This window comes from Planococcus chinensis (assembly GCF_042681545.1).
GTDB lineage: Bacteria > Bacillota > Bacilli > Bacillales_A > Planococcaceae > Planococcus > Planococcus chinensis.
This window is the reverse complement of the sequence record NZ_JBHUFW010000004.1, coordinates 104,581-125,125: the sequence shown is the minus strand read 5'-3', so window position 1 is coordinate 125,125 and position 20,545 is coordinate 104,581. Positions and strand designations below refer to the sequence as shown.

The window sequence follows — 20,545 nt, the reverse complement described above, 5'->3', positions numbered from 1 at the left end:
CCACGTAGAAACTGAATTAGTTCATGTAGAAACTCAAATAAGTCATGTAAAAGCTGAAATAGTTCATGTAAGAAATTCGACTCTGAGGAAGCGAAGTTCGCGAAGTGTGCTTTTACCTTTAAAAGAGGCCAGCGCTGCGGCGCTGGCCTCTTCATATGAACGCTTTTGAATTCGGATTCTTGGGGCGAAGTTTTTGCTGAAGCACCGATAAAAACCGCAGCTCCCTCACGCTTCCTGCTTTTTCACCCCAACCGGCCGCACGTCATAATCGTACGCCTTTTTGCCGATCAGCAAGCTGAAGGCAACAAAAGCGACCAAGGACAGCACGACCGGCACGGTAACCGTATGGACGCCGAACAAGTTGCCGTTTGCGGCATTGTAGAAATGCAGCGCGACATAGCTTGCGATGCCGGTCACCATCGATGCGATGGCGCCGAATTTATTGCCCCATTTCCAGTACAGGCCGAGCACGACCGGCCAGATGAATGCCGCTTCCAGACCGCCGAACGCGAATAAATTCAGGAAGATCAGCAGGTCCGGCGGGTTGAGCGCGAGCAGGTAGACGACGATGCCGAGCGCGCCGGTGACGCCGAACGACAGCCGCTTGATGGTCTTGATGTCCGCTTCCGGCTTGATGTAGTTCAAGTAGACGTCTTTGACGATCGACGAGCTGACCAAAATGAGCAGCGAATCGACCGTCGACATGATCGCTGCCATCGGAGCGGCAAGGACGATGCCCGCTGCCCATGCCGGCAGCGTTTCGAGCGCAATCAGCGGAATGACTTTGTCGCCGACTTCGATGCCCGGCAGGATCGGCCGCGCAAATACGCCGATCAAATGCATATTGAGCATGATGACGCCGGTGACGACCGTCCCGATGATCAATGCGCGGTGCATCGACCGGGAATTTTTATAAGACATCGCCCGGACTGATATTTGCGGCAGTCCGACGACGCCGACGCCAACAAGTATCCAGAACGACGACACGTAGGCGGCGCTCAAATTGCCGTCCGCCCCGAACGGCGTTACGAGGTTCGGGTTTTCATTCACCAAATCGTTCATGATGTTTGGCACGCCGCCGCCTGCGATGATGACCGCGACAAGCAGCACCAGCGTTCCGACAAGCATTACCGCGCCTTGGACCGCATCAGTCACCGCAACCGCACGGAATCCGCCGATCGTGACATAGACCAGCACCGAAACCGCGAAGATGAACAGCGCCGTGTTGTACGACAAGCCGGTCAGCGATTCAACAAGCCGTGCCCCGCCGATCCACTGCGCTGCCATCGCAGAAAACAGAAAGATGATGATGCTGAGGGCCGACAAGATGACGACCCAAGTGCTGTTGTAACGGGCCTTCAGGAAATCGATCATCGTCACCGCGTTATAGCGGCGCGCCATGATGGCGAATTTTTTGCCAAGGATCATCAGCACGAAATAGCCGGTGACGACCTGAGTCATGGCGAGCAGCACCCAGCCAAAGCCCATCGTGTAGGCTGTACCGGGACCGCCGAGGAAACTCGACGCGCTGCCGTATGTCGCGACCATCGTCATCGCCAGCACAAAGCCGCCGAGCTCCCGGCTGCCGAGGAAATAATCGCTGATGAAATTCGAGCTGTCAGCAAGCTTCGTGCTCGACCAATAGCCGATGCCGAAGATGATCAATAAAAACACGAGCATGGGGAGGATCACTGCGAAATTCATCGTTCCTCATCCTCCTCTTCAAACGGCACTTCGACAAAGAAAAACTTCACAATGACGATGACGAGCACCACAATCAGCAGAAAGCCGAGTACGCAGCTATAGAAAAACCAGTCCGGCAAGCCGAATATATAGGTATACTCCTCCACCGGCCGCGAGCCCATGCCGTAGGCAAAGCCGAACCACCAGACAAAATTGAACAATGCGAGCCCGACGCCGATCAGCGCTTCCCGGTTGGCGATTTTAAAGCGCCAGTCCGTTTCTTTCATTTCTTCCACTCCGTTCCCTAAAACCTGTCAATGACCTTATCGTACCAATTGCCGTGCATGCTGTCACGCACGCTTTTTTCCGTTTGCGATTCGCCGGAGAGCCATACGTCGTTCTATGAGCGGTTTCCGTTGCCTTATGGGCGCTTCCGGCGCCTCTATGATCACTCAGGAAATTCTATGAGCGCTTTTTGCGATTCTATGATCACTCAACCCGCTCTCCCTCTTTCATTCCATGTAAAAACCCCGAAAGCAGGAGCTTCCGGGGGTCATTTCACCGTGCCAATAAATATTCGACATAGACGCGCCAATTGGTGTTCTTGGCGAGTTCAAAATCGGGCCGGACAATCGGGAATGGCACAAAGACAGCCGGCGAGGCTTCGATTCTTCTGAGGCGGTCTTCTTCGACCGCCACTTCACCGGGGATGACGCCTTCGGTGAGCACCGCCTTGCCGCCGGTATCGAAACTGACGGTGGCGGGAACTTTGATGGCGTAGCCTTCCGGCGACAATTTATGGACAAAGCCTGCCTGCTCATTGCGGTCAAAGAGCCACGGCTCCGGAAGCGCGACTGCATCCTGGGCTTCGTTGACCGTGATCTGCGCATTCGCTTTATGGCCGAACGGGAGATTGTCTTCGATCGGTTGGTCCGGCATGATGCGCACTTCGTAGAAGGCCAACGGGTTCGGCTGTTCGGTCGGCTCGAGGGCGCGGTACGCGTCAAGCCATCTCGAATCTTCTGCCGGCACCGGCGATACGGCAAGCACGGTTCCCGCTACCGCTTGGGCCATGCCTTCCGCCTGCACCATGACGCGGTCCTGGACAGCGATGTCCTGCCATTCGTCTTCAAAGGCGTAAGTGATGAACGATTTGTCGTTCGAGTAGATTTCGATGCTGAGCGGCAGCGAATCGCCGTTCACTTTCGCAACGACGCCATCGACCGGACTGATCAAAGCCGGGTTCGACAAGCGCTGGTCCAGCTGGGCGTTCACAACAGCCAGCTGCGATTCGATGGCCGCCAGGCGCTGTTCGGCCTGTGCGATGCCCGCAGCATACGAACCGTCCTGCGGCACTTCAACGCCGACTTGGAGGTCGACATTGAATTCGATGGTATCGCCGTCGCCGTTCGTTCCGGTCGAGCGGTCCGCGTTGCTTTCACTTGCAGAACCGTCGTTCGAAGAACGGGCCGATTCCAGATCACGGAGCGAACTTTGCACTTCCGACTTCTCGGATTCCAGCGCCGAGCGCTCGGATTCCCAGATGGAGCGCTGTTCCTCGGTCTCCGCTTCGTTCAAGAGCGCGAGTTCCGACCCTGCCTGGACAGGATCTCCCTCTTTCACGAGCCACTGCTCGATCGCTTCTGAATCCTGGACGTAGATCTGTGTCGTGCCCAGCGGCGCCGTGATCGCTTCTTTCGGCATGTTTTCCTGGTACTCGCTGCCGAATGCACGCTGGTACTCGCTGATATAGACGTCTTTTACCAAAATGCTTTTCTCTCCGAACATCAAAAGAGCATTAGCTGCAATGAACGCCGAAATGGCGACGGACAAGCCGATGAAAAAGAATTTATTCAACCGAAGCGCCTCCTCTCGTGAAGTCACCGAGCATTTCACCGATCGGCACATAGCTCAATCCGGCGATGGCCAAAGCCACCAACACATAGACCAAGATCAGCACAAAGAGGAGCTTTTTCGGAGCCACTTCCGTGAACGACCGGACAAAGCGGTATTGGAACGCGATGATCAGCGCGGTGAACACCGTCAGCTGATTAAAGAAAAACGTCAGGAACGGCATGTCCAAAAACGTCGCTGCCAGCGGGCCGAATGAAAACAGCGAAACCGGCATCGTGTAGCCGGCCACTGCAAACACTAAAAACAGCAGCGCTTTTTCGATCAACAGGAGCGCCAGCACATAGCTCTGTATGACGAGCGCAGGCCGAAAGCGCATTTTGGTCAGCAGCATGAACAGATAGGCCACGCCGTATGTATGGAATGCCATATAGATGCCTCCCCACAGGAGCGTGCCAAGCAGCGAGGTCCAGCGCGCAAGCGTATAGTCGCTCCACAGGCCGTTCGCCAGATAAGGCGTCAGCGATGCGGTGTTCATGCCCCAGATTTCCCGGACAGCAAAAAGCAGCAAGCCGAATGCGAAAATCCAGGCGAGCCGCCGGTTAAACTTCTGCATAGTGGTTTCATGTAGATTATGTATTAAGTCGCCTTGCCGAGCAAAATAATGCCAGAATTTAAAATCGAATATCATGCGGTGTGATTCCTTTCAGTGCAAGTGATGGTTCTGCATACTTTACTTTACCAAAAACTGTGATAATTTGAAACGCTAAACCCGCACCTAAATGGCAATTGTACAAGCTTTGAGTCTAAAGGCATACAGAAATTCCCGAAAGCCTGCCAACAACAAAAAAACTCCTGCATCGCTGCAGGAGTTTCAGGGCAATAAAATCAGACGATTTTATACTTTTTATGGGAAACCACGGTCATATTCGATGCCGCGCCAATTTCTTTTGCGTCTTCCGGTGAGATCTCAACGATTACCGAGTTGTCCATAATTTTAAAAATGGTTCCATTGACTTCTACGCCGTTGCGTGTAAAAGAAATCCATTCGCCAATCTTGCGGGCTGCTACAAATTCAGATACTTCTTTTTCATGCGGTTGAAATGCCATCGTCATCCACGCCTCTCTTTAGATAGAAACAATATCTATTTATTATAGCATAAAAACAGCCGGATTTCACCTTTTTGTCATTAACGGGCTAACTCATTCAATCTTTTAGAAGTCCGCCTCGCCGTTTTCCGTAAAGCGGCGCACTGCGCATAATTCCTTCTCATGCACGGTACCGGCGAGTTCGATGATCTCCACGGCTTTGCCGGGCGTCGGCGAATGGATCATCAGGCCGTTGCCGAAATAAATGCCGACGTGGTGCAGCCGGCCTTTTCCTTCTTCGTAGGCGAAAAACAGCAAGTCGCCGATTTGCCACACGCTTTCGTCGTCTTTATCGATTTCGAGCCCTGCTTCTGCCTGGTCTGTGGCATCGCGCGGGATGATGACGCCGTTCGCTTTCAGCAGGTTGTAGCTGAATCCGGAACAGTCAAAGCCGTAGCTCGACATGCCGCCCCAGAAATACGGCAGTTCGAGGAACTGGGCCGCGAGCTGCGCCACATCCATGCCGCTCCCTTTGGCGATCCTGTCGACGCTCGGCGCAAGCTCCACTTGCTCTCCCATGATGAAGGCATCGCCGCCCGGCGTCTGCACGCGGACGAATTCACCCACTTCTTTCACCGGCAGCATGGCATTGAACGGTGCAACGCCAAGCGGCTTGAAGTCTTCCGTCCAAAGCTGCGCTTTGTCCGCAATCACCCGGGCGAATCCGGCTTCGCTCAGCGCATCGACTTCCTTCAGCTGTGCGAGCGGCACCCAGCCCGGGTAGCCGCGCTCATCTTTTTTCGACGGCTGCCAGACGGCGCAGATCTTCGCCCAGCCATCGACCACTTCATCGATAAGCACAGGCTCGCCGTACAAGAGCTGCGTCTGCACGCGGTTGCTGCTGACGAGGTCCATGCTTTCTTCCGGGGACATGGCCTTGATCCATTTATTGATATCGGTTTTCTCGCCCGTACCGAATGCGTCGATGTCCCGTACTTTTCCCGGTTCGGTCCAGACCGTCGCCACCGGCACATTCGCCACCCACCTGGTCGATTCTGCATTGATCATCTTGTTCCTCCGCTCTACTGTTTTTGGGATTGAAAAATCTACAGTTTTTATTGAACGCTCAAATCGGTGGATCTTTTCTGGCCCTGCAGTTTTCTTATTCCACGCCTGGCAAGATCGTCAGCGTCAAGGCATCGGCGTCAAGCCGGGCTTTCGCGCCGAGCGGCACAGAGAAATGCGGTTCGCAATGGCCGATTTTGAAACCTTTGACGACCGGCACTTTCAAATCCTTGAAATAATCATCGAACACTTCGTCGAGCGTCAATGATTTTTCCCGCTTTTTCGGTTCGGCATTTTTGAAGTCGCCGATGACGACGCCCGCCACTTCCTCGAATTTCCGCGCCATGCGCAGCTGGTTCAGCATTTCGTCCACCTGGTACGGCTCTTCGTCGATGTCTTCGATCAACAGGATCTTGCCCTTTGTATCGAGCTCGAATTTCGTGCCGATGCCGCTCCGGATGAGCGACAGATTGCCGCCGACCAATTCGCCTTCCCCCGCTCCCCCGACAAGCGCCGTAAGCGGTGCGATTTCTTCGGTATAATGGAGTTCAAACGGACCGAAAAGCTGGCCGAACATGCGGCCGCTGCGTTCATGGAATTCTTCCTTGCCGACATCCGACGCAAGCATCGGCCCGTGGAATGTTACGAGGTCCGCATACTGCCCGATGGCTGTATGAAGAAAAGTGATGTCCGAATAGCCCCAGAACACCTTCGGATTTTCCTTGATCATCCCGAAGTCGATGCGGTCGGCATAGCGCGCTGCGCCGTATCCGCCGCCGGCACAGATGATGCCTTTGACTTCCGGATCCTCGAACATGCTGTGCAGATCCGCAAGCCGTTCATCGTCGCTCCCCGCCAGATAGCCGCGTTTCGCTTCGACCGATTTGCCCATCTTGATGTTCAATCCCAGCCCCTCGATGAACGGCAGGGCTTTTTGTAAGTTCTCCAGATTGGGCGGGCTTGACGGGGCGATGATGCCCACCGTGTCGCCTTTTTCCAATCTTCTTGGCATAGTCCGCAAATAAATCCACTCCTAATCGTTGATCTTTCAAGCATACCGGTTTCAGCGGAATTTCGCTTGCAAAGCGAGTTCGATCATGACAAGCATCGCCCGGTACGCTTCCAGGATGTCTTTTGCCTGAAAGAGGACAACCGTTGTACCGGGGATGAGTTCCGTCCCCGGCATAAGTGCCGCGAGCTCCGCTTCGCCGTAGTTCGTGAACTCGATTTTCAGTTCCGGCGACTCCGGCGGGATGAGCGGCAGGACGCGCTCCCGGTTCCGGATCGCTTCCGCCGTCTTGGTCCGCAGCAGCGCCTGCGCTTTTTTCGGATGCAGCGCCTTTACGGCCGAACGGGTGATGGACTCTTTCACCGCTGCAGTGACGATGTTCGGGATGAGCGCTTCCGCTTCCCGGCAGGCACAATCGTCGCCTGCGACCATCAGCACCGGCACGCCGAAATGCCCGGCGACGTAGGCATTCAATCCGAGCTCCCCTATTTCCACCTCGTTGATCCACATCGAGCGCACTCCGAAAATCATCGCATGCGACATGACGCCTTTCTGCCCGGCGCGCGCATGGTAGCCGGCAAAGAACGCACCGTCGTAAGTGGCATCGAGCCCTTCGACCATCGACAGCGCTTTAACGCCGCCGGTGATCAGCATGGCTTCTTCGTGGAGGTCTTCGGCAATCAAGTTGTTCATTTTTGAATGGCTGTCGTTGACCGTAAATTCCACAGCACCGCTGCCGAACGCCCCTTCGATGACGGCATTTGCATCCTGCGTCATCAGCCGCCTGCCCCGCTCGTAATTGTGTTCGGATGAATCGACATATGTATAATCCGGAAGCGCCGTCACGCCTTCCATATCCATCGACAAATAAAATTTCATGTGCACATCCCTTTCTAATTATCGGAACCTTCTAAAATTTACTTTAGCAATAGAACAAACGGATATCAATGCATTATTTTACGAAAGAATCCCTTCATTTCCAATAGATAGACAAACGGCCTTATAAAAAATTAGAATTTTTAGTCATTTTGGTCCATGGCAATAAAATCCCAGCCCTTTATAATAAAAACAAGCTGCTAAATAGACTGAAAAGTCAATTTACTAGCGAATGCAAGATCTTCAGAGAAATTCTACAACAGGGAAAAAGGAGCGGATGAGAATGAATTTTGACAAATTGCTTGAACTTGGATGGGAAGATCTTGCACTTGGAATCGGCGGTTCGACAGCGGTCATGCTGCTGATCAATTATTTCACTATGATGTGAGAGGTGCATTATGTATATCGAAGAATATTAAAAGCCCTTTTCGAGGAAGACAGAAAAGGGCTTTTTGCTGTTTTCGGGCATATTAAAACGTCTGTCCCGGTTGGCTTGGCGGACAGACGTTTATCCATTGGCTGCTTTCACTTTTAAAAACCTCCATTTTCCTGTTTTTCGTACAATTGCCGTTCCATCAACTGCTGTTCAAGCAGTTTCAGAAACATTTCCTTGTTATTGGTCTCCAGCGCATAGTCGATCATGCGGTCGTAGTTTTCTTTTTCCAGAAACTGAATCACTTCTTCTGCTTCTTCCCGCGCTTGATCATTCACGTCCAGCAACCCCGCTCTCTCCTCTTGCAGAATCGCCTGTAGATGGGTATGGATATCCGAAACCAGCAAGAGCTGATACAGTGGCAAGCGTATAAACCTGTTTCCTTTTTGGAACACGAAGACTTCAGAAAGATTTTCCACTTGGAGGGTATTCATGTTGACGATGATTTCTTTGCCTTCTACCGGTATGAAGTGGAACAATTCGTCATCTTTCAGAATGGAGAAGTATTGGTAGGCGAACACGAACTTGACCAAATGGCCTTCTTTCTTCGTATAAAAAGGCTTCATCAATTTAACCTGCAGCATTTCACTCCCCCCTTTTCAAAAAGAGTTTGAAAATTCTTACTACAATTATCATATCATAAAATTCTTATTTTGGATATCAAAAAGTCGGTGTTTTATCGTCCCTTTCGAAGGCATTTTCAGGCTCTTTTCTGCGCCGGCCGATAAAGTGCATGAGCCCCGGCTGTACCTGCAGGGAAGTGCGCTCCACCAGATGCCGGAGAAATTCCGTGAACTCCCCGTCGCTCATTTCGCCTTGGCAGAAGACGATCTCGCGCGCTGCAAAGTCCACTTCTGCAGCGACTGCGCCGCGACGGCTTCCGGCGGCCGTGATCCGTGAAGCGACGCCGGACGTCTTCACTTCCCAACGCACTTTCCGGTACCCGCCAGCTTTGTCCGGGCCATATAATTGCCATTCAAGTATGGTATCCTGCTGAAGCAGGTAAGCGAACTCCGGTATTTCCAACACCCATCGGCTATGCATTGCCTTTCTCCCCCTCGAAATAAATTATAGGACTTTTTCCATTTTTCAGTTCCATTCTATTTCCAGTAAGCGACATTTTTTTATTATCATTCCCGTATATTTCCTTTTCCTTCTGCGATTCAACCGTTAAAACACAGAAATCCTCCGGCTTAAAACCGATTAACTTCTCTTCATCGTTTACGCCGCTCCTTTAAAGCCGTATAATAGAAGGAAAGTTTTTATTTGGAGCGATGTGCAATGGCTACGGTTCAATCCCTGGCAAACCGATTTGATGATACGATCCACAATTATATGGCTGCTATCGACAACGCACTCACTCCAACGCGCGAGCTGGATGAGGAAATGGTTCGAAAAGCAGTCTTTTTAGTGCGCCACGACGGCGTCCAGATTTTGTCGTTCAATGAAGAGCGGCTTCTCCTTGAGGCAGTTGTCAAAGACGCCCATGCCGTCAAAGTGGTCTTGAACTTCGATAAGATGACTGCAATTTGCGCATGCCCGCAGGAAGAGATGTGCCGCCACCGGCTCGCCGTCATCTTCTCCCTTTACCAGAAAGTCGCGTCCTTGTCAGAATGGGTGGCAGCTTGGCGGGCTCGCCCCGGCGACGAGATGAAGATGCTGGCCGAAAAGCGTTCGCCTGACCAGTGGACGCAGATCATCCGGAGCGTTTGGCGCGAACCGGTTCCGGACTACACCACGCGTAATTTCTTCTATTTTGAGCAGATGTACGAGGGGCGCTTGAAAAATGCCCTATCGTTCGTGCCTCTTGAACGCGAATGGAAAGTCTTCTACCGCACCTATGCCCGCTTCATCTCGCTTATGGAAGTTTGGAGCACCTATATAGCAGGTGCGGACGAAGTGCACCATTCATTCTTCAAAACCTGGTTCGAAGACGAGCTCCATGAATTGCGCGATCTGCTTGAAGCACTGCGCGTCCAGCACCGGACGTTCGAGGCCGATGCCTTTCTTGACCACCTCCGCAAACTTGTGCGTTCGTTCGTCCGGGTCAAAGACGGCTCGTTCTCCCAGCGCTTCACGGTTTACCGCCTGTTCTGGACATCATTGTTCACAGGCAGCAAGCTGCGCCGGGAAGAGCTAAGCCAGTTCAGCTCCCCTGACGCCCGGATTGCCGCATTTTTCGCGGTCCTGAACGGCGAGGATGTCGCGGTTGAAAAGATCTCGCCCGGCGAAACATCCGACTGGATCCAGCTCGCGGTGCTTGCCGAAGCGGAAGGGCACGGCCAAGCGATGGAAGTGATCCTGAAAGCCGTCAAACCGCACGTCAAGACATTCCTGTTCGAAGGCCTATACACGCAGTACCGGCACCAGTATGTCCGCATCCTGAGCCGCCTGTTCTCGCAGATCCAGCTCAGCGAAAGCGACTGGGAGGACCTGTTCAAGCAGTTTGGCCATTACGGGCTGCCGGCCTATTCCACTTATCTGATTGAAAAGAAATTATATAAACAATGGGCGGAGCTTCACCATCTCCACAATTCTCCGCTGTATTTCGTCGAGGAATGCGGCTTGAAAGAAGTGCAGGACGCCGCTCCTGATTACGTCCTGCCGCTTTACCACCGCTTCGCGATGGATTACCTCGAAGAACGGAACCGTCCGGGCTATAAGCAGGCGGTCCGCATCTGGAAGAAGATGAAAGCAGCCTGCAAAAAAAGCGGTCAACTGGATTTCTGGCAGGCTTACATCAACGAAATCCGCACCCAGAACAAGCGCTTGCGGGCGCTCCAGGAAGAGATCGAGAAAGGACAGCTTGCATGACTCAGTTTCAGACAGAAGGAAGCCGAACTTATTACCTGAAAATCAGCCGCGGCGACGATTTCCGCATCCAGGCGGTCAACGAGGCGGGGAACCGCATCCCGCCTGAAATGTGGAAAAGCTATTTGTATTTTCTCGACAAGGCCAGTTTCTACGGGCTGACCGCCCGCATCGACGGGCTCGACCTTTTGCTGACGCCTGCCGATTTCGTGCGGTTGTTTCAGCAGAAGCCGCACCATTATGTGGCGTTCAACGGCCAGACAGCAGCGGACGAGGCATGGCTGGCTCTTGCCGGCAAAGTCGCCGATTCGCTGAACGATCCGGCCCTCTGGGACCACGTTTCGGTCGACGGCGATGACATTCTGGTCGATGCCGCCTATGGCGACGCGGAGATCCAGTCATTCCTCGCCGATACGATCCGGCACCAGTTGAAATCCAAGGGCCTTGCGCCTGCCCAGCTGCCGTTCATCCAGCATTTCGTGCAGCAGGCCGGCTGGGACGGGTTGCCGGCTGCTGAGGATTATGTTCTCGCCGCGCAATTGAGCGAACCCGACAACGATGCTTTCTGGTCGTTCAAGACCGTGCTCCGCTCCAAGCGTGGGTCATCGTACTGGTCGCCGACAAAGCGCCGTATGGATGAACCGATCGACAAGGCGCTGCCTGACAAATGGCGGCCGAGCGCACAAGACATCAAGGACAAGCAGTCGCTCATGCTGAGCCTCTGCCCGTCCGTCGAATATTACGAAGATGACCGCTTTTACCACGCGGAATGGACCGATGCCCAAGTGCTGGAGTTTCTCCGGAACGATGCGGAAATCCTCCAGGCTTTCAGCATCGAAGTATCGATTCCGTCCTGGCTCAAAGCGGTCCAGGAATCGAAGGTCCGCGTCAAGGCCAATGTCCATTCGCCGATCAAGAAGGCGTCGGTGGTCGGCCTTGACCAAATCATCCGTTTTGACTGGCAGTTCTCGCTGAACGGCCATGAACTGAGCATGCAGGATTTCCAGCAGCTCGTCTCGGAGAACAAGGAATTCATCCGCATCGGCAATGAATGGGTGCGCGTCGACTCCAACCTGCTCATGCAGCTGCGGAAAATGATCGAAGAAGCGGAAGACGCCGATTGGACGATCAAGGACATGCTGTTTCAGAATGTGCCGGAAATCATGCTCGATGAAGGCATCGAAGAAGACGATCCGCTTGTCGAATTCCACTTGAACAAATCGCTGCGGTCGCTGCTTGATAAATTGCTCGACAAGCGCGACTTGCCGCCGACGCCCATTCCGGAGAACCTGCACACCGAATTGCGCCCTTACCAGAAGACCGGCTTCGATTACCTGGTCTTCATGCGCGAAGAAGGCTTCGGCCTCTGCCTGGCGGATGACATGGGCCTCGGAAAAACGGTCCAGCTCATCGCTTACCTGCTTCATGTCCATGGCAAGAAGCCGGCGCAGCCTTCATTGATCATCTGTCCGACTTCAGTGCTTGGCAACTGGCAGAAAGAGCTGGAGCGCTTTGGCCCCGACTTGAAAGTGGTCACCCATTACGGGCCTGCACGCCCCAAAGGAGAGAATTTCCAGAAATTCCTCGACACCGAAAAGCCCGACGTCGTGCTGTCGACCTACGGCATCGCTTCGTCGGATGCCGAAGAGATCCAACGCCTCCAATGGACCAGCATTACGCTCGATGAAGCGCAAAACATCAAGAACATGTATACGAAGCAATCGCGCACCATCCGGAAATTCCGCGGCGAGCACCACATCGCCTTGACGGGGACGCCGATTGAGAACCGCTTGTCGGAATTATGGTCGATCTTCGACTTTATCAATAAAGGCTATTTGTATCGCATCAAGCAGTTCCAGGAAAACTTCATGATTCCGATCGAACGCGATGATTCCGAGGAACATAAGGAGAAATTGCGCCAGCGCATCCAGCCTTTCCTTCTGCGCCGGACGAAGAAAGACCCGGATCTGCAGCTGAACCTGCCGGAAAAACAGGAGCAATTGGAATATTGTCCGCTGACGCCGGAACAGGCGGCATTGTACGAAGGGCTGGTGCAGGATACGGTGCAGAAAATGGAGACGCTCACAGGCTTCGAGAAAAAAGGCCTTGTGCTGAAAATGCTGAGCAAGCTGAAGCAGTTATGTAATCATCCTTCGCTGTACTTGAAAGAACCGTACACGACGGCAGATGAAATTCTGCCCCGTTCTCAGAAGCTGGAGCGCATTGTGACTCTGGCAGGGGAAATTGCAGAACGCGGGGAGCAATGTTTGATTTTTACGCAATATATCGGGATGGGCCATTTGCTGCAGCAGGCGATCAACGAGCTGTATGGCCATGAAGTGCCGTTTTTGACCGGCAGCATGCCGAAAAACCAGCGCGATTCACTTGTTGCTGCATTCCAGGAAGGCAAATTCCCGATTTTCATCCTGTCATTGAAAGCGGGCGGCACGGGCTTGAACTTGACCGCAGCCACGCATGTCCTCCATGCTGACAGATGGTGGAACCCGGCTGTTGAGAACCAGGCGACTGACCGGGCATACCGCATCGGGCAGACGCAGTTTGTCCATGTCCATAAATTTGTGACCATCGGAACGATCGAGGAAAAAATCGATTCGCTTCTTACGCAGAAACAATCGATGTCTGAACAGTTCATCCAATCGAGCCAGTGGATGACCGAACTGTCGGACAGCGAACTGAAGGAATTGTTCACCTATAATCTTTAAATGATTCGGCCAGGCCCCCACCTGGCCGAATTTTCTTTTAGACGGAAAACCGGTCACCCTTCTTGAGCGGAACGGAAGATCGCTTTCAGTTCACTTAGTTCCCGCTCCGCTTCTGCCAAACGCTGATGGAGCAACGCAGTCAAGCGGATCAATTGCTCCATATGCACTTCCAATTGCAATTGCACGTCTTTCGGCATGTCTAAGTGCCTCCCTTTTCAGTTATACACGTACTCCTTCCGTAGAAGGCGGCTGGAAGTCGAAGTCTGCTTCAGACTCCGGCTGCCGGCTGGATGGTTCTTCCTTGTCCTTCCGTTTGTCGAGGAAGCGGATCTGGTCGCCGAGCACTTCCGTGACGTAGACGCGCGAACCGTCCTCCCTGTCGTAATGCCGGGACTGCAGCCTGCCCGTTACGGCAACGAGCGACCCTTTGCTGCAGTATTTGTGGATGTTGTGGGCGGGCCTACCCCATGTCGAACAAAGGACAAAATCCGTTTCCACATCCCCTTTCTGATTTTTGTAATTGCGTGAAACTGCCACGACGAACGACGTATGTACGCGGCCTTCTGCCAAAACGCGCATCATTGGATCTTTGGTCAACCTCCCTACAATGCCGACTTGGTTCATGTATTCACCTCCTCCCGATTACACAGAGCATACTAAGAAAAGCGGCGGCAGCGCAAAGTCCCAAAAATGGGATTTACGCCGTTTTCGCCGCTGATTTTTTATTTTTCGCGTCCGCACGAAAAAAATCCTAGTATTTCATTGTGTCCATAAAGGCATTTTTTTAGTTTTAAAGGGAAAATAAAAAATGGATTTTCGCTATTTTTCACTTTGTTTTTTCGAGGCGGCCTCAAAAATAATAGCTATGATATACTGGAAAAAAGCGATGTTTGGAGTGAGTTGCGTGAAGACATTTAAAATGCTGTCGTTAAGCGTTGTTGAAGACGACCAGTTGACGGCATACCCGCTGGAAGACGGCATCATCATCAACCAGGAAAACAGCCACCGTTCCTGGGTGCTTGAAATGCTGATGGATATGAAGTATCAGGAAGTTTTCAACAATATGAAGGAAACGGGCAAGATTTACGACGTCAAAGTTGTCATCTCCTACCCGGAAAACGAGCCGGCTACATTCGAAGTGGCGGTCTACGGAGTCAAGGTGATCGGCGACCATATTTCCGTCCTGCTGAAAGGCACATTGAAGCGTGCCCGCCGCAAATACGCCGAATCCCTCCTTGCAGAACTCCTGGAGGACGGGCTGGCAGGCGATGACCTGCTGGACCGCTTTGAACACGATATGCGCAAGCGCCCGGTCCTGCGCAAGGACGAAGTGAAACCATCGCAATAAAACCTGAAGGGATCCGCTTCTGCGGATCCCTTTGTTCGTTTTCCAGTCTCTATTTTATTTTCTATGAGCGGCTTTCTGAGGCCTATGAGCACTTTTTGGTATTCTATGTTCACTTAGCGGCGTTCAATGAGCATCCAGCACCAATCCAGCCGGATACCTACGGAAGACAAAAAAACCAGCCGGGAGCATATGCTCCCGGCTGGTGCTATGTATAAGATATTCAGTTCAGACGGCCCAGCTTGGTTTCGACGAATGCGGCTTCGGCGCGGCAAGCGTAATCGAAGTTCGTCTTCATCGCTTCCTGCTTCGCTTCAATCCGGCTGATTTGATCTTCCGTCGGCGGCTCGCTGAGGATTTTTTCGATGGTCTGGTTCATCTTCAATGCCACTTCCTCATGGAATAGCGGGCTTTCCTTCACTTCCACCGGCACTTTTTCGTACCATGCGGCATTTGTTTCAATATAGTCTTTCCATTCTTTTATAAAATCGCTTAAATCATAACGGTCCTCGTCCCACTCGATGTCGGCCATATAGCTTTCATACACTTTGGAGATGGAGCGCGTTATGCTGCTTTTCACACCTGGCGGCAATACTTTGTACATGATAACCCTCCTACATTCCACAAGAAGCGGCAACCGTGCAGCTGCCAATCTAGCTGTTTCAAGATTATTGTACAGGAACGTGCATTTAAATACAAACGCCTTCCGTTACTTTGAGACAATAGGCCCTAGTGCAAAGAGAATATCGCATTCACAGACCAATTCGCCGTCAACGGTTGCAATGCCGTGCCCTTTGCCCATCGATCCGCGGAGTTTCGTCAATTCCACTTCGAGCTTCAGCTGGTCGCCTGGCACCACCTGGCGTTTGAAACGGCAATTGTCGATTCCTGTGAAGAAGGCTAGACGGCCTTTATTGGCATCCATCTGCAGCACTGCAGCTGCGCCGACCTGCGCCAAGGCTTCCACGATCAGCACGCCCGGCATTACCGGGTATCCCGGGAAATGGCCGTTAAAGAATTCTTCGTTTGCTGTTACGTTTTTCAGCCCGACGGCTTTTTTCCCCGGTTCGATTTCCAGGATGCGGTCCACCATCAAAAATGGATAGCGGTGCGGCAAGATTGCCTGAATCTGTTCAACTGTCAGCATCGTTACAACCCCTTTGGTCAAATGATTTTCGGTTAAGATAATTTCGTTTTTTATTCGGGTGCGTGCAATTCCTCCACAAATTAAAGAGGAGCGGAAATTATTTCTTCCCGCTCATGATATCTAGTATATGCTGCCATGTCTCCCATTTCAGCGCGTCGGCTGCTTTTCCATCGCCGATTACGCCATAGCCGATCATCGCGCCAAGCGCTGCTGCAATTACGATCAACGCCAATACAATGATGATGCGGAGCCATATCGGAAACAGACGGATCTGCACCCAGCCAGTCGTCTTCGGTGCAGCCTTCGTTTTCGGAGCGGCGTCAGTGGATGTCGTTTTTCTAGCGTCTTTTCGAAGAATCGCTTTATTGTTTGTTTCAGCCATTCAATAAGTCAACCTTTCCATCGATGCATCCAACCGCGCATTCCGGGTTGCCTCGAAACGCGGAGTTGCCTGTTGTCCATATGCATCTGCATTAGTTGTCATTATACTAAAAAATCTCATCAATGCCATATGCCATTCGTCATAAACTAAACAGAACTGGGCATGCGGGCCGTTTTATCTGCGACGCGACATTTTGTTCATGTTGTCAAGAATGATCCCTGTACCGAGGGCTACGCAATTCATCGGCGTGTCGGAAACTGTTACCGGCACCTTCAATTCATCTGCCAGCAATTGGTCCATGCCATGGATCAAGGCACCACCGCCGGTTAAAATAACGCCGCGGTCTATAATGTCAGCAGACAGTTCCGGAGGCGTTTTCTCCAGCACATTTTTCGCAGCGAGGACGATCATACCGATCGACTCTTTCAAGGCTTGCTCGATTTCCGAAGAGTGGACCGTGATGACGCGCGGCAGACCTGTCACCATATCGCGTCCGCGCACTTCCATTTCTTCGTTGCGGCTCGATTTTCCGACAGACCCGATTTGCAGCTTGATGTTTTCGGAAGTCCGTTCGCCGATCAGCAATTTGTATTGGCGTTTGATGTATTGCAGGATGTCGTTGTCAAAAACGTCTCCAGCCACTTTGATTGATTCGCTCGTGACAATGTCACCCATCGACAGGACCGCCACATCCGTGGTTCCGCCGCCGATATCGACGACCATGTTCCCGCTTGGCTGATAGATGTCCATTCCGGCTCCGATCGCTGCCACTTTCGGTTCTTCTTCAAGGAATACTTTCTTGCCGCCGGATTTTTCTGCAGCTTCCCGAATCGCTTTCTGCTCGACGCTGGTGACATTTGTCGGACAGCAGATTAAAATGCGGGGTTTAGTCATAAAGCCTTTTACTTTCAAACGGTTCAAGAAGTACTTTAGCATCATTTCGGTTACGTCGAAGTCGGCAATGACCCCGTCTTTCAATGGACGGACGGCAATAATATGCTCCGGTGTACGGCCGATCATTTTGCGTGCCGCTTCCCCTACAGCGAGCACTTCGTTGGTCTTGCGGTCCATCGCGACTACAGAGGGCTCATTCAGGACAATCCCTTTTCCTTTAACATGAATCAGGACATTGGCTGTCCCAAGGTCTATTCCTATATCTTTTGAAAACATTTATTCCGTTTCCCCTTCCAAAATAGCGTGTCCGTTTGTAGAGCAAAAAAAGCTCTCCTAACTGAACATTTTATCATAGAAGGGAAAGAAAAGAAAAAGAATTATCAGGAATATAGCCCTGTTTTGCCCTTCCATTAACATTTTTAACTGAAAAAGTATAAAGTGTAAAAATTTATTGGCATGTCTTCTTTCCTTTTATTCCCACGCATTTCAGGCATAATTAAAGCCCTTCAGCAGATGCCGAAGGGCGGTAAGGATAAAATTGAATTATACCAATTGCTCTTCTTTCACTTCCATATTGGTAGTAGAGACGCGTTCGATGTCTGCACCCAACGCCGCAAGCTTCTGATGGAAATTCACATAACCTCTGTCCAAATGATAAAGTTCGTTGACGCGTGTGATGCCTTCTGCAGCCAATCCGGCAAGGATCAATGCAGCAGCAGCTCTCAAATCGGTTGCAGCCACTTCAGCTCCTTGAAGCTTCGACGGGCCTTCCATGATCACTGAACGGCCTTCAATCTTCACTGAAGCGTTCATGCGGCGGAATTCCTCGACGTGCATAAAGCGGTTCTCAAAGACGGTTTCCGTCAAGATGCCGTTGCCTTGAGCAGTCAGCATCAATGCCATCATCTGTGATTGCATGTCTGTCGGGAAGCCCGGGTGAGGCATGGTCTTGATGTCGATTGAACGAAGCGGACGGTTCGAACGGATCCGGAGCCCTTCAGCCTCTTCTTTCACATCAACGCCCATTTCGCCCATTTTTGAAATCAATGCCGTCATATGTTCCGGTACTGCGTTCTCGATGATAACGTCGCCTTCTGTGATTGCCGCAGCTACCATGAACGTACCGGCTTCAACGCGGTCAGGAATGATGTAATGCTCTGCGCCATTCAATTCTTCGACGCCTTCAATGCGAATCGTGTCAGTGCCTGCACCGATCACTTTCCCGCCCATTTCGTTGATGTAGTTAGCCAAATCAACGATTTCCGGTTCTTTTGCAGCGTTTTCGATGATTGTTAAACCATCCGCCAGCGCTGCTGCTGTCATAATGTTCTCAGTTGCCCCGACGCTCGGGAAATCGAGATAGATTTTCGCGCCGCGCAAACGCCCGTTGACATTCGCTTCGACAAAACCGTTTCCGAAAGTAATCTGGGCACCCATCGCTTCGAACCCTTTAAGATGCAATTCAATCGGGCGAGAGCCGATGGCGCAGCCGCCTGGAAGAGCAACTCGAGCGAATCCATTACGTGCAAGCAACGGCCCCATTACCAAAATCGAAGCACGCATTTTGCGAACATATTCAAATTGCGCTTCACTTGATAATTCCATGGATGAATCAATCACCATTTCATTTTTTTCCGGGAAGTATTCGACTGAAGCATTCAAGCTTCTTAGCACTTCTTGAATGGTGTACACATCTGCCAAATTCGGCACTTCTTTAATGATGCTTTTCCCATTCGAAGCGAGAAGCGATCCGGCCAAAACCGGCAACACCGCGTTCTTAGCCCCTTCCACCCGCACTTTCCCTTTTAATTTTTGGCCGCCTTTTACAATAATCTGATCCACTGATATGCCCTCCATGTGTAAAATGATAATCTATATGTACGCAAGTACCTTAAAAGTCCAATGTCATAAATTAGAAACAAAACCTTTACTATAATACCTGTTTTTTACTAACACTACAAGTAACTTTGCAACCATTTTCGATAAAAAGAATATTCTTTGCTTATAACTTTCGTAAGTTCTTCACATTTTCAGTCCGTATTTGACAAATTCATATTACATTATGATTACAGGGTTAATTTTCCCTGAATCTGCCGATTTAAACCTATATATGGACTTTATTTCCCGGGAAATAGAAATTCGTTAATGCCTTTGGCCTTAGTATTTGAAACAGAGCTTATACGAATCCGTGTTCTTTTTCCTAACTGAAAATGCCTGCACTGCCTATAAAATTGGAAATAAGCTTTGCAATCCCTGCAGGCACCCTACGCTATGGCAAAAAAATTTGCTTTTGCGCCACCGGAAATTCTGTCCGATTGGCGCAAAAGCAAACTTAGAACAGATACGGCAATTGCCGGGACCAAGTCGAGATGTTCAGGAAGAACGTCGATACAGCGGTTCCGAGAGCGATACTGAGAAAGATGTATAAGAGCTGTGCTTGCAGGACATGGTGCTTGTGGATCCATTTCTCGAACATGATTGCCCGGAGTGCATAAAACGCGAGCCCGGTGAAAAAGATGTGGCTCAGGATGGAAATGGCGGCTTGGGTTCCGATCATCGTCTCCATGTGCTTCCCTCCTTATTGGATAATAAAAAACGGACAAAAGTCAAATGCCCTTTTGCCCGCTCTTCTTTTTGTCCAGACTCCAACGGCCAACTCCTCGGCCTTAAGCTGACCTTCCTGTGCGGCAAAAAACGCCGCTTCGGAAGTTCATCAAAGACCTAATGCTCCTGCATCGCTGCGCTAGCTTCGCCGCAAAGATATGAACCAAAATTAATTTGGTCCATATTTTGTCTGCCGGAGCTGAACGGCCGTTTTCGCTTTTCTTTAAATGTTACCCTCATAAACGTTGATACGATTCATCGCACGTTTTAACGCTAATTCTGCTCGTTTAAAGTCGACTTCATCTTTGTGTGCCTGAAGCAGCGCTTCTGCCCGCTTCGCAGATTCTTGTGCACGCGCCAGATCGATGTCTGTCGCAAGTTCTGCAGATTGGGCAAGAATCGTTACTTTATCAGGACGAACTTCCAAGAATCCGCCGCTCACCGCTGCCAATTCCGTCGAGTTGTCTTTCTTCAACCGGACTGCGCCGATTCCAAGAGGAGCAACTGTCGGGATATGGCCAGGCAAAATACCCATTTCGCCTGTTGCCGTAACTGCTATTACCATAGAAACTTCTGAATCGTATACTGGGCCGTCGGGAGTGACAATATTGACTTTAATGGTCTGCATTTTTT

General features: G+C 51.4%; 22 protein-coding genes. 3 read left to right on the top strand and 19 right to left on the bottom strand.

The features are described 5' to 3' along the window. Positions 1-225 precede the first annotated feature (225 nt). The 10 genes from panF to ACFSDB_RS03090 all read right to left on the bottom strand — a co-directional run bounded on the left by panF (position 226) and on the right by ACFSDB_RS03090 (position 9,050). Entirely contained in the window at positions 226-1,704 is a 1,479-nt protein-coding gene (panF, locus tag ACFSDB_RS03135) for a sodium/pantothenate symporter (protein ID WP_204891035.1), read from the bottom strand. After that, positions 1,701-1,970 carry a YhdT family protein gene (locus ACFSDB_RS03130; RefSeq protein WP_204891036.1) on the bottom strand — a complete coding sequence of 90 codons (270 nt, stop codon included), beginning with the start codon at positions 1,968-1,970 and terminating at the stop codon, positions 1,701-1,703. The genes panF and ACFSDB_RS03130 overlap by 4 nt, the downstream gene beginning before the upstream one ends. 271 nt (positions 1,971-2,241) lie before the next feature. Beyond that, positions 2,242-3,540 carry an efflux RND transporter periplasmic adaptor subunit gene (locus tag ACFSDB_RS03125; RefSeq protein WP_204891037.1) on the bottom strand — a complete coding sequence of 433 codons (1,299 nt, stop codon included), beginning with the start codon at positions 3,538-3,540 and terminating at the stop codon, positions 2,242-2,244. Then, positions 3,533-4,225, bottom strand: coding sequence for a hypothetical protein (locus tag ACFSDB_RS03120; RefSeq protein WP_204891038.1), 693 nt, complete (start codon positions 4,223-4,225; stop codon positions 3,533-3,535). Before ACFSDB_RS03120 ends, ACFSDB_RS03125 begins: the two co-directional genes overlap by 8 nt. A gap of 197 nt (positions 4,226-4,422) precedes the next feature. Then, a complete protein-coding gene (locus ACFSDB_RS03115) occupies positions 4,423-4,644 on the bottom strand; it encodes a DUF2187 family protein (protein ID WP_204891039.1) in 222 nt (73 codons plus the stop codon). A gap of 105 nt (positions 4,645-4,749) precedes the next feature. After that, complete coding sequence (locus ACFSDB_RS03110) at positions 4,750-5,691, bottom strand: C40 family peptidase (protein ID WP_204891040.1); 942 nt, start codon at positions 5,689-5,691, stop codon at positions 4,750-4,752. Positions 5,692-5,785: 94 nt separating this feature from the next. Next, positions 5,786-6,709 carry a S66 peptidase family protein gene (locus ACFSDB_RS03105; protein ID WP_204891041.1) on the bottom strand — a complete coding sequence of 308 codons (924 nt, stop codon included), beginning with the start codon at positions 6,707-6,709 and terminating at the stop codon, positions 5,786-5,788. Between the two features lie 42 nt (positions 6,710-6,751). Then, positions 6,752-7,576: a M55 family metallopeptidase gene (locus ACFSDB_RS03100; RefSeq protein WP_204891042.1), complete on the bottom strand. Its 825-nt coding sequence runs from the start codon at positions 7,574-7,576 to the stop codon at positions 6,752-6,754. Positions 7,577-8,104: 528 nt separating this feature from the next. Next, positions 8,105-8,590: a transcriptional regulator gene (locus tag ACFSDB_RS03095; RefSeq protein ID WP_204891043.1), complete on the bottom strand. Its 486-nt coding sequence runs from the start codon at positions 8,588-8,590 to the stop codon at positions 8,105-8,107. 76 nt (positions 8,591-8,666) lie between these two features. Further along, positions 8,667-9,050: a hypothetical protein gene (locus ACFSDB_RS03090; protein WP_204891044.1), complete on the bottom strand. Its 384-nt coding sequence runs from the start codon at positions 9,048-9,050 to the stop codon at positions 8,667-8,669. Between the two features lie 237 nt (positions 9,051-9,287). On the opposite strand from ACFSDB_RS03090, the gene ACFSDB_RS03085 reads away from it, so the two are divergent. Together ACFSDB_RS03085 and ACFSDB_RS03080 are read left to right on the top strand one after the other, a co-directional pair. Beyond that, on the top strand, positions 9,288-10,820 hold the full coding sequence (locus ACFSDB_RS03085; RefSeq protein WP_204891045.1) for a hypothetical protein: 1,533 nt from the start codon (positions 9,288-9,290) through the stop codon (positions 10,818-10,820). Continuing rightward, positions 10,817-13,540 carry an SNF2-related protein gene (locus ACFSDB_RS03080; RefSeq protein ID WP_204891046.1) on the top strand — a complete coding sequence of 908 codons (2,724 nt, stop codon included), beginning with the start codon at positions 10,817-10,819 and terminating at the stop codon, positions 13,538-13,540. Before ACFSDB_RS03085 ends, ACFSDB_RS03080 begins: the two co-directional genes overlap by 4 nt. A 53-nt stretch (positions 13,541-13,593) precedes the next feature. Here ACFSDB_RS03080 and ACFSDB_RS03075 read toward each other — a convergent pair whose 3' ends face one another. Further along, complete coding sequence (locus ACFSDB_RS03075; RefSeq protein ID WP_204891047.1) at positions 13,594-13,737, bottom strand: hypothetical protein; 144 nt, start codon at positions 13,735-13,737, stop codon at positions 13,594-13,596. A gap of 22 nt (positions 13,738-13,759) precedes the next feature. After that, positions 13,760-14,164, bottom strand: coding sequence for a single-stranded DNA-binding protein (locus tag ACFSDB_RS03070; protein WP_204891048.1), 405 nt, complete (start codon positions 14,162-14,164; stop codon positions 13,760-13,762). Positions 14,165-14,444: 280 nt separating this feature from the next. On the opposite strand from ACFSDB_RS03070, the gene ACFSDB_RS03065 reads away from it, so the two are divergent. Next, positions 14,445-14,888 carry a YwpF family protein gene (locus ACFSDB_RS03065; RefSeq protein ID WP_204891049.1) on the top strand — a complete coding sequence of 148 codons (444 nt, stop codon included), beginning with the start codon at positions 14,445-14,447 and terminating at the stop codon, positions 14,886-14,888. 220 nt (positions 14,889-15,108) lie between these two features. Here ACFSDB_RS03065 and ACFSDB_RS03060 read toward each other — a convergent pair whose 3' ends face one another. The 7 genes from ACFSDB_RS03060 to ACFSDB_RS03030 form a co-directional block, all read right to left on the bottom strand. Beyond that, positions 15,109-15,489, bottom strand: a complete 381-nt coding sequence (locus tag ACFSDB_RS03060; protein ID WP_204891050.1) for a hypothetical protein — start codon at positions 15,487-15,489, stop codon at positions 15,109-15,111. Positions 15,490-15,594: 105 nt separating this feature from the next. Further along, the gene (gene fabZ / locus ACFSDB_RS03055; protein WP_204891051.1) at positions 15,595-16,032 is read right to left on the bottom strand and encodes a 3-hydroxyacyl-ACP dehydratase FabZ; all 438 of its coding nucleotides are present in this window, start codon (positions 16,030-16,032) and stop codon (positions 15,595-15,597) included. A gap of 97 nt (positions 16,033-16,129) precedes the next feature. Next, a complete protein-coding gene (locus ACFSDB_RS03050) occupies positions 16,130-16,414 on the bottom strand; it encodes a DNA-directed RNA polymerase subunit beta (RefSeq protein ID WP_204891052.1) in 285 nt (94 codons plus the stop codon). A 174-nt stretch (positions 16,415-16,588) separates the two neighbouring features. Then, positions 16,589-17,584 (bottom strand): rod shape-determining protein, encoded by a 996-nt coding sequence (gene mreB / locus ACFSDB_RS03045; protein ID WP_204891053.1) that lies wholly within the window; start codon positions 17,582-17,584, stop codon positions 16,589-16,591. A 267-nt stretch (positions 17,585-17,851) separates the two neighbouring features. Next, complete coding sequence (gene murA / locus ACFSDB_RS03040) at positions 17,852-19,150, bottom strand: UDP-N-acetylglucosamine 1-carboxyvinyltransferase (RefSeq protein ID WP_204891054.1); 1,299 nt, start codon at positions 19,148-19,150, stop codon at positions 17,852-17,854. Positions 19,151-19,640: 490 nt separating this feature from the next. Continuing rightward, complete coding sequence (locus tag ACFSDB_RS03035; RefSeq protein ID WP_204891055.1) at positions 19,641-19,874, bottom strand: DUF1146 family protein; 234 nt, start codon at positions 19,872-19,874, stop codon at positions 19,641-19,643. Between the two features lie 261 nt (positions 19,875-20,135). Continuing rightward, positions 20,136-20,540, bottom strand: a complete 405-nt coding sequence (locus ACFSDB_RS03030) for a F0F1 ATP synthase subunit epsilon (protein WP_204891056.1) — start codon at positions 20,538-20,540, stop codon at positions 20,136-20,138. Between the last annotated feature and the right edge of the window lie 5 nt (positions 20,541-20,545).